Source organism: Ruegeria meonggei, from assembly GCF_900172215.1.
Lineage (GTDB): Bacteria > Pseudomonadota > Alphaproteobacteria > Rhodobacterales > Rhodobacteraceae > Ruegeria > Ruegeria meonggei.
On sequence record NZ_FWFP01000001.1, the window covers coordinates 62189 to 76911 of the forward strand.

General features: G+C 59.7%; 12 protein-coding genes. 10 read left to right on the forward strand and 2 right to left on the reverse strand.

The genetic code is table 11. The features are described 5' to 3' along the window. The first annotated feature begins 6 nt into the window (after nt 1-6). From RUM8411_RS00305 to trpE, 3 genes are all read left to right on the forward strand, one after another. The gene (locus tag RUM8411_RS00305; protein WP_085820649.1) at nt 7-1182 is read left to right on the forward strand and encodes an aminotransferase; all 1176 of its coding nucleotides are present in this window, start codon (nt 7-9) and stop codon (nt 1180-1182) included. A gap of 80 nt (nt 1183-1262) precedes the next feature. Beyond that, complete coding sequence (locus tag RUM8411_RS00310; RefSeq protein ID WP_085820650.1) at nt 1263-3104, forward strand: peptidyl-prolyl cis-trans isomerase; 1842 nt, start codon at nt 1263-1265, stop codon at nt 3102-3104. Between the two features lie 12 nt (nt 3105-3116). Continuing rightward, the gene (gene trpE / locus RUM8411_RS00315) at nt 3117-4628 is read left to right on the forward strand and encodes an anthranilate synthase component I (protein WP_085820651.1); all 1512 of its coding nucleotides are present in this window, start codon (nt 3117-3119) and stop codon (nt 4626-4628) included. A 46-nt stretch (nt 4629-4674) separates the two neighbouring features. Here trpE and RUM8411_RS00320 read toward each other — a convergent pair whose 3' ends face one another. Next, on the reverse strand, nt 4675-6093 hold the full coding sequence (locus RUM8411_RS00320) for a divergent polysaccharide deacetylase family protein (RefSeq protein ID WP_085820652.1): 1419 nt from the start codon (nt 6091-6093) through the stop codon (nt 4675-4677). A 195-nt stretch (nt 6094-6288) separates the two neighbouring features. Between RUM8411_RS00320 and RUM8411_RS00325 the strand changes: the two genes are divergently transcribed. The 6 genes from RUM8411_RS00325 (at nt 6289) to lexA (ending at nt 11114) form a co-directional block, all read left to right on the forward strand. Further along, nucleotides 6289-6870: an anthranilate synthase component II gene (locus tag RUM8411_RS00325; protein ID WP_085820653.1), complete on the forward strand. Its 582-nt coding sequence runs from the start codon at nt 6289-6291 to the stop codon at nt 6868-6870. Next, entirely contained in the window at nt 6867-7886 is a 1020-nt protein-coding gene (gene trpD, locus RUM8411_RS00330) for an anthranilate phosphoribosyltransferase (RefSeq protein ID WP_085820654.1), read from the forward strand. The genes RUM8411_RS00325 and trpD overlap by 4 nt, the downstream gene beginning before the upstream one ends. After that, nucleotides 7883-8695, forward strand: a complete 813-nt coding sequence (gene trpC / locus RUM8411_RS00335) for an indole-3-glycerol phosphate synthase TrpC (RefSeq protein ID WP_085820655.1) — start codon at nt 7883-7885, stop codon at nt 8693-8695. The genes trpD and trpC overlap by 4 nt, the downstream gene beginning before the upstream one ends. Then, the gene (gene moaC, locus RUM8411_RS00340) at nt 8695-9168 is read left to right on the forward strand and encodes a cyclic pyranopterin monophosphate synthase MoaC (RefSeq protein WP_085820656.1); all 474 of its coding nucleotides are present in this window, start codon (nt 8695-8697) and stop codon (nt 9166-9168) included. The genes trpC and moaC overlap by 1 nt, the downstream gene beginning before the upstream one ends. Next, complete coding sequence (locus RUM8411_RS00345) at nt 9165-10337, forward strand: molybdopterin molybdotransferase MoeA (protein ID WP_085820657.1); 1173 nt, start codon at nt 9165-9167, stop codon at nt 10335-10337. The genes moaC and RUM8411_RS00345 overlap by 4 nt, the downstream gene beginning before the upstream one ends. A 78-nt stretch (nt 10338-10415) precedes the next feature. Beyond that, nucleotides 10416-11114 carry a transcriptional repressor LexA gene (gene lexA / locus RUM8411_RS00350; protein ID WP_085820658.1) on the forward strand — a complete coding sequence of 233 codons (699 nt, stop codon included), beginning with the start codon at nt 10416-10418 and terminating at the stop codon, nt 11112-11114. Here lexA and RUM8411_RS00355 read toward each other — a convergent pair. Further along, entirely contained in the window at nt 11108-13159 is a 2052-nt protein-coding gene (locus RUM8411_RS00355) for a ComEC/Rec2 family competence protein (protein ID WP_085820659.1), read from the reverse strand. The two genes, lexA and RUM8411_RS00355, sit on opposite strands and share 7 nt — an antisense overlap. A 78-nt stretch (nt 13160-13237) precedes the next feature. Here RUM8411_RS00355 and gltX point away from each other — a divergent pair, with 78 nt between their 5' ends. After that, on the forward strand, nt 13238-14638 hold the full coding sequence (gene gltX, locus RUM8411_RS00360) for a glutamate--tRNA ligase (protein ID WP_085820660.1): 1401 nt from the start codon (nt 13238-13240) through the stop codon (nt 14636-14638). The last annotated feature ends 85 nt before the right edge of the window (nt 14639-14723 follow it).

A 14723-nucleotide genomic window follows, 5' to 3' on the forward strand; every position in this document is an offset into this window, starting at 1 on the left:
TCACGCATGAGCCAAACACGCACTGCCGCCACCTTCGCCCCTCCGGTGATGGAGGCGCGGCGCTGGTTGGAGGGTGTGGCTTTTCCAACCGACCGGCCTTTGATCAATGTCAGCCAGGCTGCGCCGGTTGATCCGCCGCCACTGGCCTTACGGAAAGCCATTGCAGAGTTTGCTGTGACCGAAGATGCAGCGCATCTTTATGGGCCGGTTCTGGGCAATCCCAACCTGCGGGCAGAGCTGGCAGAACAGATCGGGCAGCACTACGACGCGATCCTTGCACCGGAAAATGTTGCAATCACTTCGGGTTGCAATCAGGCTTTTGCTGCGGCGATTTCTGCGATCACCGACCAAGGGGACGAGGTCATCCTGCCGACGCCGTGGTACTTCAACCATAAAATGTGGCTGGATATGGCGGGCGTTCACGCTGTGGACCTGAAAACCGGTGATGATCTGTTGCCCGATCCCGAAGCGGCCCGGGCACTAATCACCGACAAAACCCGCGCCATTTCCCTGGTCACCCCGAATAATCCGGGCGGTGTCGAGTACCCCGCAGCCCTGGTGCGCGCCTTTTATGAGCTGGCCCGTGAAACCGGCCTTCGCTTGTTGGTTGATGAGACCTATCGCGATTTCGACAGCCGTGGCGGCCCGCCGCATGATCTGTTCAGCCAACCCGGCTGGGAAGATACGCTGGTCCACCTCTATTCCTTCTCAAAGTCCTACCGGCTGACAGGCCACCGGGTTGGCGCCATTGCGACCAGCGCTGCATTGTTGTCCGAGGTCGAAAAGTTCCTGGACACGGTGGCGATCTGCCCGGGTCAGATCGGACAGTTCGCGGCCCTTTGGGGAATGCAAAACCTGTCGCAATGGGTGTCAGGGGAACGCGATGAAATCCTGGACCGCCGCGCCGCAATTTCCGAGCAATTGCCGCGTCTGACAGACAAGGGCTGGCGGTTGTTGGGGTTGGGTGCTTATTTCGCTTATCTCGAACACCCGTTCGATATCCCTTCGGATCAGCTGGCCCGCCGAATGGTGCCCGAGGCCGGTGTTCTGCTGCTGCCCGGAACCATGTTCATGCCGGCGGATGATCCGGCCGGCAAACGTCAGGTTCGGGTCGCATTTGCCAACCTTGACCGTGCCGGTATCGGGCAATTGTTCGATCGCTTGCAGGCGCTACCCTTCTAAGCTTGCCCCCCGGCTGTGTGCATCGTATTCAGGGCCGCAACCGACAGGGCAGTCACCTGCCATAAAATCAAGAGGGCACCATGGCCGCAGGCATGAAAAAGCTATCAAAGACCTTTGTCTGGATTCTCATGGGCCTATTGATGCTCGGCCTTGCCGGGTTCGGCGCCACCAGCCTGTCCGGCACCGTCCGCACGGTCGCGCATGTCGGGAATGAAACGATCTCGATCGACGCCTATGTTCGTGAACTGCAGCGTGAAATCCGGGCGGTCGAAAGCCAGACAGGTCAGCCGCTGCAAATGTCGCAGGCGCATGAGTTCGGACTGGACCAGTTGGCCTTGTCGCGCCTAACTGCTCTGGCCGCGCTGGACAATGAGGTCGGAGAGCTGGGCATTTCGATCGGTGACGAAAACCTGCAACGCGAAATCGTCGCCATCCCGGCGTTTCAGGGTGTAAACGGCACTTTCGACCGTGAGGCCTATCAATTTCAGCTGGAACAGATCGGGATGACGGATTCTCAGTTCGAATCGGATCTGCGTAAGGAATCGTCCCGGACCATCGTGCAAAACGCCGTGGTCAGCGGGGTCGAGATGCCTGATACTCTGGTTCAGGTTCTGACGGATTACGTAGGCGCGCGGCGCAGCTTTACCGTGGCCACGTTGTCCCCTGACGCCCTGCCCGCCCCGGTACCGGCACCGACGGAGGAGCAGATTCAAACCTATTACGACGACAACTCTGACCGGTTCACTCTGCCCCGCACCAAACAGTTGACCTATGCGATCCTGTCACCCGAGATGCTGCTGGACAGTGTTGAGGTTGACGAAGAAGCCGTGCGAAGCCTGTACGACCAGCGTGCGGCTGAGTTCCAACAGCCCGAGCGTCGTCTGGTTGAACGCCTGACCTACCCCAACGAGGAAGAAGCGAAAAGCGCAATGGCGCAGCTTGAAGTTGGCGGCACCACCTTTGAACAGCTGGTGCGAGATCGCGAGCTGGAATTGCGGGATATCGACTTGGGCGATGTGACGCGCGAAGATTTGGGCGAGGCGGCCGATGCTGTCTTTGACGCCGATCTGGACGCTGTGGTTGGGCCGTTGCCTTCGACCTTTGGGCCTGCCCTGTTCCGCATCAATGGCTCGCTGGCTGAAAGCAACACCACGTTTGAAGATGCAGCCCCTGCCCTGCGCGAAGAGCTTGCCGCTGTTCGCGCCCGCCGCCAGATCGAAGCGCAGGCCGAAGATATCAACGACCTGCTTGCTGGCGGTGCCACGCTGGAGGAACTGGTTGGCGAAACCGATATGGAGCTTGGCCAGATCGACTGGTCCCGCCAAAGCCAAGACGGCGTGGCGGCTTATGACGGCTTCCGCACCGCGGCCCAAGCTGTAAACGAAGGGGATTTCCCCGAAGTGGCCTTCCTTGAAGACGGCTCGATCTTTGCCCTGCGCCTGAATGAGGTGCTGCCGCGTCGCCCCGAACCTTTGGACACCGCGCGTGATCGTGTTGCTGCGGCCTGGACGCTGGCTGAAACCAACACCGCGCTGGAAAAACAGGCCAACACCACGTTGGCGCAATTGAAGACAGATGGAGACTTCAGCGCAACAGGACTGCCCTTCCGGGTTGAAAACGCGTTGACCCGCACGGCGTTTCTGGATGACGTGCCTGCGAATTTCATGGCTCAGGTGTTCGAAATGGAACCCGGCGAGTTACGCGTAATTCCCGGCGTTGGCTCGGCCTTTGTTGTCCGAATGGACGAAGAACTGCCCCCAGCCGAGACTGATGAGTTGCGTCAGGCCCAGGCAGCGCTTGAGGTACAGTTGAACCAGGCACTGGCCCAGAACATATTTGACGCCTATGTGCGCGACGCCCAGACCCGCGCCCGCCCCGAGATTGATCAGCGGGCTCTGAACGCTGTGCAGTCGAGCTATTGAACGAGAGCTGAAATGGCCCTGACCCCCGATTTTGACAGTTTCGCTCGCGCGTATGAAGCGGGCGAAAACCAGGTTGTCTATACCCGACTTGCCGCAGACCTGGACACGCCGGTGTCGCTAATGCTCAAGCTGACGGGCGCGCAAAAAGACGCATTCATGCTGGAATCAGTCACCGGCGGCGAAGTCCGGGGGCGTTATTCCATCATCGGAATGAAGCCGGACCTGATTTGGCGCTGCCGGGGTGAAGTGTCCGAGTTGAATCGCTCAGCCCGGTTCGACCCCGAAGCGTTCTCGGCGCAGGACGGCAACCCAATGGTTAATCTGCGGGCACTGCTGGCCGAAAGCCGGATTGAATTGCCCGACGATCTGCCACAGGCGGCGGCGGGTCTTTTTGGCTATTTGGGCTATGACATGGTGCGGCTGGTGGAATACTTGCCCGACGTGAACCCCGACCCTCTGGGCCTGCCGGATGCGATCATGCTGCGGCCTTCGGTCATCGCGGTTCTGGATGGCGTGAAGGGAGAGGTGACGGTCGTTTCCCCCGCTTGGGTCAGTGATGGCCAATCCGCCAAGGCCGCCTATGCGCAGGCTGCCGAACGTGTGATGGACGCGGTCCGCGATCTGGAACGCGCCATGCCCGCTGAAACCCGCGATTTGGGTGACGCCTCCGAGGTTGCGCCTCCGGTGTCGAACTTTACCAAATCCGGCTATATGGAAGCGGTTGAAAAAGCCAAAGACTATATCCGCGCGGGCGACATTTTTCAGGTGGTCCCGGCACAGCGCTGGACGCACGACTTCCCGCTGCCACCCTTTGCACTCTATCGGTCACTGCGGCGTACCAACCCTTCGCCGTTCATGTTCTACTTCAACTTCGGCGGCTTTCAGGTGGTTGGCGCCAGCCCCGAGATTCTGGTGCGCGTCTTTGGCCACGAAGTCACGATCCGACCCATCGCCGGCACCCGCCCGCGTGGAGCAACACCCGAAGAGGATAAGGCCAACGAAGTCGATCTGCTGGCCGACCAAAAAGAACTGGCTGAACATCTGATGCTGCTGGATCTGGGCCGCAACGACACCGGGCGTGTCGCCAAGATCGGCACCGTGCGCCCGACCGAAGAGTTCATCATCGAACGCTACAGCCACGTGATGCATATCGTGTCCAACGTGGTCGGCGAATTGGCCGAAGACAAGGACGCGCTGGATGCGTTCTTTGCCGGAATGCCTGCGGGCACCGTCTCGGGTGCGCCCAAGGTCCGTGCGATGGAAATTATCGACGAGCTAGAGCCGGAAAAGCGCGGCGTCTATGGCGGTGGTGTCGGTTATTTCAGCGCAGGCGGGGACATGGATATGTGTATCGCCCTGCGCACTGCCATTGTGAAGGATCACAAGCTCTATATTCAGGCAGGCGGCGGCGTTGTCTACGACAGCAACCCCGAAGCCGAATACATGGAAACCGTGCATAAATCGAACGCCATCCGGCGGGCCGCAGCAGATGCGGCGCGTTTCACGGGCTCTGGGAATAGCTAGTAAGGGAGCTGCCCACAGCGGGGCTGCCATATTCGTTGTTCAGATTTTACTGAACCTCTTGCATCATGACGGCCGATATCGGCGCCATGGCCACGCGGCCGCCGCGATCCTCAAGCCCCCACAACAGCAGCGCCGAGATCGTATCGGGGCGCAACCGTCCCAACATGACGACAGTGCCTTCCTGACCGGCGCGGAACGCCGCCTGATCCAAAAACCGCCGCATAATCTTGGGATCCTGACGGGCGCCGTCGATATCGCGGAAGATAACACTGGAAGGAACGCCGTTGCGCGCCGCCAATTTTTGCGTCGTGTTCAAGCCGTTATCTTGCGTGATCAACCCACGACCGGTTCCCCCGGCAATTGCGGCGACCTGATCGGCCAGCTTTCGGTTGCCCTGAATTCCCGAATCCACGCCTTCGAGGATACCAACGGTTTCTGGCAGGGTCTCCAACCAAACGGCCAGTGACACCTCGGCATCCTGCGCGCTGGCGGCTTCGGGCAGATCGGCCAGGGCCAGAACCTCAAACCCCGCGTCCCGGTGCCGGGCCATCTTTTCCGAGGCTGCGGGATCAGACGGGCTGACCGCAAAGCTCAGCGGGTACGGGAAATCCTGCAGCGCTTCGGCACCAAATGCGCCTTCGTCGTCGATCAGAATAATCGACATCAGCGGCTTGGCCTCGGGGTTCTCAAACTTGGCCGCGAAGGCTTCGATCGGTTTGCCGGGCACAACGGCAGCGCCAATGACCAGAGCGTCGTCCCGCTCAGTCAGTGGCACGACTCGCTGGCCAACGGTCTGGTTTTCGGCGGGCTCTGCTTCGCCCCCGATCTGTGGCACTGCCGCAATACCGGGTAGGTTGCGCGGAGCTGTATCTTCGTCACCTTCAACCGCAATCGGGCTGTCTTCAAAGGGGTTTTCTTCGGCCACCGACACGTCGGTAGTGTCCGCCTCGGGCGCGGGCTGAGGTTCTGCAACTTCGGCCGTCGGGTCCGCCTCCACCGGCTCGGGCTCTACCTCGGCGGGCTGGGGCACGTTCAAGGCGACCTCCGGCAAGGATTCTGCGTTCGCTTCACCCTGCAACAGCGCGGGGGGCTGCGGCGCGACAGGGGCTTCTGTCGACACAGTCACCTGAGTCTCACTGGCAACGTCCGGGGTATCAACCTGCGCTAAAGCCTCGTTGATTTCCGGCTGCGCATCTGCCTTGATTTCGACGTCCGCGAGTTCAGCCAGCGTATCCGTCTTTTCATCTGAAGGATCCGGAGCCCGCGGCGCCAGTTCGACCAGATCGGCGTCCTTGCCCATATCTTTGGCGTCATTGGCCACTTCCGGCACCTCAAGCGGCGCAGGTTCAGGAGCTGAAACCGCAACCTCTGGCGTGTTGGTCAATGGCGCGCTCAAGGACAGCACAATTCCCACCGCGACCACAACGACCGCCCCCACGATCATTCCACCAAGAAATCCGCCCATCACTTTTGCCTCTCGTCTAAGCCCTGCTTCGATCGCTCGCACGCCGTCTTTCGCGGTATTCCCTTGCTGCAGCACCAAGAATGGGATGTCCTCTTGACGCTGCCGTGCAAGCCTGAGCATGTATGTCCCGACATTATACCGTGGCTCGGGGCTGCATCGCCAGCCCGAAATGCCCAAGCCGAGACAAGTGCCCAAATGCTGCTGCTGATCGACAACTACGACTCGTTTACCTACAACCTGGTGCATTACTTAGGCGAACTTGGCGCCGAAATGGTCATTCGGCGGAATGACGCCTTAGATGTTCAGGAAGCCATGGCCATGAACCCGGCGGGTATCCTGCTCAGCCCCGGCCCCTGTGATCCGGATCAGGCCGGGATTTGCCTCGCCCTAACCGAAGCTGCGGCTGAAACGAAAACGCCTTTGATGGGGGTCTGCCTTGGGCATCAGGCCATCGGGCAGGCGTTTGGTGGTGACGTCATCCGCTGCCACGAGATTGTCCATGGCAAGATGGGAACCATGAACCACACCGGTAAGGGCGTTTTCGCCGGCCTGCCCTCACCGTTCGAGGCGACGCGCTATCACTCTTTGATCGTCAATCGTGACACCCTGCCCGATTGCCTTGAGATCACGGCTGAGCTGGAAGATGGCACGATTATGGGCCTGCAGCATAAAGAGCTTCCGATTCACGGCGTTCAGTTCCATCCAGAATCCATCGCCTCCGAGCATGGTCACGCCCTGCTCAAAAACTTCCTGTCCGAAATGAAAGTCCCCGCATGAGCGACGCTCTGAAACCGCTGATTGGAGCCGCTGCCGACCGGCCGCTGACCCGCGCCGAGGCCGAACAGGCCTTTGGAATTCTCTTTGACGGCGAAGCCACGCCCAGCCAGATCGGCGGGCTGTTGATGGCGATGCGGACCCGGGGTGAAACGGTCGACGAATACGCCGCCGCCGCCGCCGTGATGCGCGCAAAGTGCAATGCTGTTCAGGCCCCGACAGGTGCGATGGACATTGTCGGAACCGGCGGCGACGGCAAGGGTACACTGAACATCTCGACCGCTACGGCCTTTGTTGTCGCAGGCGCAGGCGTTACCGTTGCCAAGCACGGCAACCGCAATCTCAGCTCAAAATCCGGTGCCGCTGACGCGCTGGGACAGTTGGGTATCAACGTAATGGTCGGCCCGCAAACTGTTGAAAAAGCACTGAAAGAAGTGGGGATCGGCTTTATGATGGCTCCGATGCACCACCCGGCCATTGCGCATGTTATGCCCTCCCGACAAGAGCTTGGGACTCGCACGATTTTCAACATCCTCGGCCCGTTGACCAATCCCGCAAGCGTCAAGCGTCAGCTGACCGGTGCATTTAGCCGTGATCTGATCCGCCCCATGGCCGAGACATTGGGCCTGCTTGGAGCCGAACACGCCTGGCTGGTGCACGGATCAGACGGAACAGATGAGCTGACCATTACCGGCGTCAGCTGGATCGCGGCGCTGGAAGACAGCGCGGTGAAAGAAGTTGAGTTGCACCCCGAAGATGCCGGGCTTCCGGTTCACCCGTTCGAAGATATCATCGGCGGCACACCAGAAGAAAACGCCGTGGCCTTTCGCGCCCTGCTGGACGGCCAAGCGTCGGCCTATCGTGACGCGGTGTTGCTGAATGCTGCGGCCGCCCTGGTGGTTGCAGATGTGGCCAGCGACCTCAAAGACGGCGTCGCCAGAGCCGCCGAAAGCATCGACAGCGGCAACGCCAAAGACAAAATCGCCGCACTGGCCCGAATTACGCAGGAGGCCGCATGACCGAGACGGTACTGGACAAGATCAAAGCCTATAAGCTGGAAGAAGTTGCGGCAGATAAGACGCAGAAATCTCTGGAAACGTTGGAGAATGAAGCCCGCAACGCCCCAGAGTTGCGCGGCTTTGCGCAATCTCTGCAGGCAGCGACACGCCGCGGGTACGGCCTGATCGCTGAGGTTAAAAAAGCCAGCCCGTCCAAAGGCTTGATCCGTCCGGATTTCGATCCGCCGATGCTGGCCAAGGCGTATGAAGAAGGCGGAGCCGCCTGCCTTTCTGTGCTAACCGACACTCCCAGCTTTCAGGGGGCCAAGGATTACCTAATTGCAGCCCGCGCCGCCTGTTCGCTACCGGTCTTGCGCAAGGATTTCATGTACGACCCCTATCAGGTGGTCGAAGCGCGCGCGTTGGGCGCGGATTGCATTCTGATCATCATGGCCTCTGTCGAAGACAGCCAGGCGGCAGAGCTGGAACACACGGCGTTTGAATGGGGAATGGATGTTCTGATCGAAGTTCACGACGAGGACGAGCTGCACCGCGCAACACAGCTAAAAAGTCCTTTGATCGGAATAAACAACCGCAATCTGAAAACGTTCGAGACCTCACTTGATACAACGCGCCGGCTGTCCAAACTCGTGCCTGGCGACCGGACGATTGTCTGTGAAAGCGGGTTGAGCGCCCCCGAGGACCTGGCCGACATCGCCCGCTATGGCGCGCGGTGTTTCCTTATTGGCGAAAGCCTGATGCGTCAGGATGATGTGGCAGCAGCCACACGCCAATTGCTGGCCAATCCGCTGATCCCCGGAGTGATGTGATGCCGCTGACCCATTTTGACTCTCAGGGTCAGGCCCATATGGTCGACGTTTCGGGCAAGGCCGTAACGGACCGCGTGGCCGTGGCTACCGGTTACATCAAGATGGCACAGGAAACCCTTGATTTAATTTCAGAAGGTGGTGCCAAAAAGGGCGATGTTCTGGGTGTTGCGCGCCTTGCGGGCATTATGGGGGCCAAGAAGACGCCTGATCTGATCCCGCTCTGCCACCCTCTGCCGGTTACTAAAATTGCGGTGGAATTGTCCTTGGATCCCGATTTGCCCGGTGTTCGGATCGAGGCCACCGTCAAGACCTCGGGGCAGACCGGTGTTGAAATGGAGGCGCTGACTGCGGTCTCTACCGCTGCTCTGACAGTCTATGACATGACCAAGGCTGTAGACAAAGGCATGGAAATCGGTGGCATCCGCGTCCTTCTGAAAGACGGCGGAAAATCAGGGCGTTACGAGGCGAAATGATAACCGTCGAAGACGCCCGTGCTCTGCTGTTTGATCTCGTCTCACCGCTGGAATCCGAGGCGATCAGGCTGGCCGACGCCGCTGGACGAATTCTGGCACAGGATATTGTTGCGACCAGGGATCAACCGCCTTTTGCGGCCTCATCCATGGATGGATATGCCGTCAAATCCTCCGAAGTTGAGCCGCACGCCATGTTCAAGGTCATCGGCGAGGCCGCCGCAGGTCGCCGGTTTGAAGGTTTAGTCGGCCCCGGTCAGGCTGTTCGGATCTTTACTGGCGCGCCAGTGCCAGAAGGTGCAGATTTTGTTGTTATTCAAGAAGATACCGAGCAACGTAGTGATCTGTTGACGATCACCGATACGCCCGGCCCCAAATCCAATATTCGCTCGGCTGGTGTTGACTTTGTCAGCGGTACCAAGATCACCGCCCCCCGCTGCCTGCGACCCGAGGATGTTGCGCTGATAGCAGCAATGAACATTCCCAAAGTGCCGGTGGCGCGGCAGCCGGTGATCGCTCTGATCTCAACCGGGGATGAATTGGTTTTACCGGGTGAAACCCCTGGCCCGGATCAGATCATTGCTTCAAATACCTTTGGCCTCAAGGCTTTGCTTGAAAAAGCTGGTGCCAAGGTTCGCGTCCTTCCCATTGCCCAAGATACTGTCGCGTCGCTGGAAACGGCATTTGGACTGGCCGAGGGCGCCGATCTGGTGGTTACCATCGGGGGGGCGTCGGTCGGAGACTATGATCTGGTCTCGGAGGTGTCGCAGGGACTGGGGATGGAGCGGTCCTTTTACAAAATCAGGATGCGCCCGGGAAAACCCTTGATGGCTGGGCGTTTGGGTAAGACGGCGATGGTCGGCTTACCAGGAAACCCTGTCAGTGCAATGGTTTGCGGCTATCTCTTCCTGGTGCCTATGGTGCGACGGATGCTGGGGATTGCGCAGGCTCTGACGCCTTTACAACGTGCCCGACTGGCCGAGCCCATCGACAAGAACGGGCCGCGTGAACATTACATGCGCGCCATTCTGAATGATACGGGCATTCGTGTATGCGACGATCAGGACAGCTCATTGCTCAGTGTTCTGGCACAGGCCAACGCGCTATTGGTGCGGGAACCCAACGACCCTGCGCGCCTTGCCGGGGATGAAGTGCAGTATTTGCCGATTTAGGTCCGGCGCAAATCCATTGACACAAAACGTGAACATGCGTAGAACAAAAGAAAACGCATAACCGACGAGGTGTGAGCAATGCTGACCAAGAAACAGTTGGATTTGTTGGAATTCATCCACAAACGCGTGCAGGCGGACGGTGTTCCGCCCAGTTTCGACGAAATGAAGGCAGCGTTGGATCTGCGCTCTAAGTCTGGCATCCATCGCCTGATCACCGCGCTGGAAGAGCGCGGCTTTATCCGCCGCCTAGCTCACCGCGCCCGCGCGATTGAGATTGTCAAACTGCCTGAAAGTCTGGGGGGTGAGCCCACGGTTGCGTTCAAACCGCGTGTAATCGACGGCGATAAGCCCGAAGGACCGCGACCTGCCAACTTTGACCCGGTTACAGTGGATGCGCTGGAATTGCCGGTGATGGGCCGCATCGCCGCTGGGGTTCCGATCGAGGCGATCAGCCACGTATCGCACCGCGTTGCAGTGCCGGGTAGCATGGTCTCTGGCCGAGGGGATCACTATGCGCTTGAGGTACGCGGCGATTCGATGATCGATGCGGGCATCAATGACGGCGATGTTGTGGTGATCCGTGAAACCAAGGTCGCAGATAACGGAGACATCGTTGTCGCGCTGGTCGAAGACCAAGAAGCCACGCTCAAGCGATTTTTCCGCCGCGGCAATGCCATCGCGCTTGAGGCCGCCAACCCCGCCTATGAAACCCGAGTACTGCCAGAAGACCAGGTCAAAGTGCAGGGCAAACTGGTTGGTTTGATCCGCAGCTATTGATCCCGTTTGAATTTGTGGTCCGCGGGGGAAACCGGGGACCATAATCTGTTGCCGATAGTCTCCCGACTGGTTGTTACGCGCCCATCGGTCAAAGCCAGACTTCCGGTTTTCATAAGCAGATCAGGGTCGAATACACCGCATTCCCCGCGTAATTCCAACGCAACCGCAGAGACGACGATCTGATCGGCACGGCATTCGTCAAAGCCGTTGGCGGCACGTTTTCCAGTGATGTGAATCAATTCTTTCCCCTGCCAGACATACCGTTGAACAAAGTCCGAACCCTGCGGCCATCGACCTGCCGCCTTGATCTGATCTACCCCGTCACCGTCATTTTCCAGCCAGACGGTGGCAATGAACCCGCTGCCCTTTTTCTTGCTGAGCGCCCGGCCCTTGTCCGTCATGACACCTACCAACCCGCCCGAATCCGCGATCAGAACCTCAGGACGCTGTCCCTGCCCCCACAGCAAGAAAGCTGCCACAACCGGTGCAAGGCCGATCCACTTCGCCCGTCCCCGCCACAGCGCCAACCACAAGGCACCAAGCGCGAATAGGGGCAAGACCATATGCGGCGGGCTGACCACGTAACCCTGAGCACCGTTCAGCCCGGCCACCCATTCCGAAACGCCTAGGATCCATTTCAACCCGAGGCCCATGACGTTCAACGCCAACGCCTCTAAACCGAAGGGTGCCAAAAGCGCGGCCACCACGGCGGATGGCACCACCACAGCGCCCATCACCGGTACTGAAAGCATATTGGCCAGCAACCCGTAATGGGACATCGTGTTGAAATGTGCCGCCCCGATCGGTGCGGTCGCCAGCCCGGCAATGGCCGAGGACATTAGCAATCCGGTCACAGGCTTCAACCATTTCGGCCCGGGCATTGGCCCAAACTCGCGCAGCGCCCCAAACACCGCGACGAGCGCAGTTGTAGCTGCAAATGACATCTGAAATCCGGGGCTTAACAGAGATTCTGGTCGCAAAATCAATACGATCAGCGCGGCAACAGCGACCGCGCGCAGGGATATCGCCCTTCGGTCGATCAGGATAGCGCCCAACATAACGCTGGCCATCACAAAGGCACGTTCTGTCGCGACGTTCCCGCCAGAAAGCAAAAGATAGATGACCGCGGCCCCCAAGGCGCACAGCGCCGCCAGTTTGCGCACCGGCATGCGCAACGCAACCGCGGGAAAGGCGGATAGGACCAGCCTGCAGGTCAGATAGACGAACCCTGTCAGCAGCCCCATATGCAGCCCGGAAATCGCCAGCAAATGTGCAAGGTTGGACGCTCGCAGAGATGTCAGCGTCTCCTGCCCCATGCCGCTGCGGTCACCTGTTGTGACGGAGGCAGCAAAGCCACCGACCTCTCCAGGCAGGATCGCCCGTACCCGGTCCGAGATCGCCATCCGCCAGGCCGTAATCCGAACCCCCTGCGTTTCACCCTGCGCCGATGCAATTGTCACCACCGGGACACGTGTGTACCCGACCGCACCCAAACGCTGAAACCAGGCGTGTCGGCGAAAATCAAACCCTCCGGGTTCAACCGGGCCTTGCGGCGGCGATAGATGTCCAGTTGTCATAATCCGCTGACCAGGCGTCAGAGAGACCGGCCCGCCATGCAAGGAAAGCCGGACGCGCTGCGGTCTGCGGTCCAATGGCACATCCCCAATCCGTACCTGGTCCAGCGTCACCCGCAGCGCGTCCGATGCAGACCGGTCCATGGCTACAACCCGCCCCTCGACCGGGCCGTAATAGCGCCATGACAGAACCGGCTCTGCCACCGTATGGGCCCGCGCCCCTGCCAGGATGAACCCGGCAGCGATCAGCGCACCCCCCGTTGCCAACGACGCCCAGCCAGACGGTGCAGCGCGGCCAACCCAGGCGGTGGCGGCAGCCAGAACACCTAGGCAGGCATAGACCTGCCACTCCGGCTCGAACCGGAGGCTGAAGTATAGGCCGATACCAACTGACAGGCACACCGGAGACCACTGAAACATGTACCCTGTCTGGTTCAGTAACGCGGCCTCGACCCGTGCCAGAACACGCATGGTTGCCCCCGTCCTTCGGGCTCGTTAGACAGGCGCCAAACTATGCCAGACACGGTTACCAAAAGGTTAATCCACACAATGTCCGATCAGGTCGTCACCCGTTTCGCCCCTTCGCCCACCGGTTTTCTGCATATCGGCGGTGCACGCACCGCGCTGTTCAACTGGCTTTACGCTCGGGGTCGTGGTGGCAAGTTCCTGCTGCGGATTGAAGACACGGATCGCGAGCGTTCAACCCCTGAGGCAACAGCCGCCATTCTGCAAGGCATGGCGTGGCTGGGTCTGGATCACGACGGGGAAGTCATCAGTCAATTCGAAAGCGCCCAGCGTCACGCAGAGGTCGCGCACCAGCTGTTGGCCGAGGGCAAGGCTTATAAGTGCTACTCGACCCAGGACGAGATCGCGGCTTTCCGCGAACAGGCCCGGACTGATGGCAAATCAACCCTGTTCCGCAGCCCATGGCGCGAGGCCGATACCGCGACCCATCCAGATTTGCCTTTTGTCATCCGCATCAAGGCCCCGCTGGAGGGTACGACAGTTATTCGGGATCAGGTGCAGGGCGATGTGAGCATCCGCAATGACCAGTTGGATGACATGGTCCTGCTGCGGTCGGACGGGACGCCGGTTTACATGCTGGCCGTCGTCGTCGACGACCACGATATGGGTGTGACCCATGTGATCCGAGGCGACGACCACCTGAACAACGCCGCCCGTCAGATGATGATTTACGAGGCCATGGGCTGGGACGTTCCGGTCTGGGCCCATATCCCGTTGATCCATGGGCCGGACGGCAAAAAGCTGTCCAAGCGTCACGGCGCATTGGGCGCGCAGGAATACCAGGCCATGGGGTACCCCGCTGCCGGTATGCGCAACTATCTGGCGCGACTGGGCTGGAGCCATGGCGATGATGAATTCTTTACAGATGATCAGGCCAAGGAGTGGTTCGATTTGGCTGGAATCGGCAAAAGCCCTGCCCGATTTGATTTGAAAAAGCTCGAGAATCTGTGCGGACAGCACATTGCAGTCTCGGACGATGCCGCATTGCGGCAGGAGATCGAGGAGTATCTGGCTGCGGCCGACCTGCCGGCCCTGACGAACACACAATCTGGTGATCTGGAACGTGCGATGTATTGCCTCAAGGATCGGGCTCGGACTTTTCCGGAACTGCTTGAAAAAGCTCACTTTGCACTGGCATCCCGCCCAATAGATCCCGACGAGAAAGCTGCGAAAGCGCTTAACTCTGTATCCGATGGTATACTGAGTGAATTGACGCCGCACGTGCAAAATGCTAGCTGGACGCGAAGCGAACTGGAGGAAGCTCTGAATTCTTTTGCGGACGCAAAAGGATTGAAGTTCGGCAAGCTTGCAGGGCCATTGCGCGCTGCTTTGGCAGGTCGGGCCGTTACGCCTTCGGTTTTTGACATGATGCTGGTGTTGGGGCGCGACGAATCCCTGGCCCGGCTTTCTGACGCAGCGGTGTAACCAAAGGTTCACAATTGGGTAACGCTGCTCCGCTAACACCGGGACAGTGCGCTTGCGCGCGCCCGCCGCCTGCAGGGTCGCACCG

Bases quoted from the DNA above. Each gene is read 5' to 3' on its own strand.
- RUM8411_RS00345 (WP_085820657.1), top strand. From the start codon at position 9,165: ATGATAACCGTCGAAGACGCCCGTGCTCTGCTGTTTGATCTCGTCTCA.
- RUM8411_RS00305 (WP_085820649.1), top strand. From the start codon at position 7: ATGAGCCAAACACGCACTGCCGCCACCTTCGCCCCTCCGGTGATGGAG.
- RUM8411_RS00320 (WP_085820652.1), bottom strand. From the start codon at position 6,093: ATGGGCGGATTTCTTGGTGGAATGATCGTGGGGGCGGTCGTTGTGGTC.
- RUM8411_RS00310 (WP_085820650.1), top strand. From the start codon at position 1,263: ATGGCCGCAGGCATGAAAAAGCTATCAAAGACCTTTGTCTGGATTCTC.
- trpD (WP_085820654.1), top strand. From the start codon at position 6,867: ATGAGCGACGCTCTGAAACCGCTGATTGGAGCCGCTGCCGACCGGCCG.
- moaC (WP_085820656.1), top strand. From the start codon at position 8,695: ATGCCGCTGACCCATTTTGACTCTCAGGGTCAGGCCCATATGGTCGAC.
- RUM8411_RS00355 (WP_085820659.1), bottom strand. From the start codon at position 13,159: ATGCGTGTTCTGGCACGGGTCGAGGCCGCGTTACTGAACCAGACAGGG.
- trpE (WP_085820651.1), top strand. From the start codon at position 3,117: ATGGCCCTGACCCCCGATTTTGACAGTTTCGCTCGCGCGTATGAAGCG.
- trpC (WP_085820655.1), top strand. From the start codon at position 7,883: ATGACCGAGACGGTACTGGACAAGATCAAAGCCTATAAGCTGGAAGAA.
- gltX (WP_085820660.1), top strand. From the start codon at position 13,238: ATGTCCGATCAGGTCGTCACCCGTTTCGCCCCTTCGCCCACCGGTTTT.
- RUM8411_RS00325 (WP_085820653.1), top strand. From the start codon at position 6,289: ATGCTGCTGCTGATCGACAACTACGACTCGTTTACCTACAACCTGGTG.
- lexA (WP_085820658.1), top strand. From the start codon at position 10,416: ATGCTGACCAAGAAACAGTTGGATTTGTTGGAATTCATCCACAAACGC.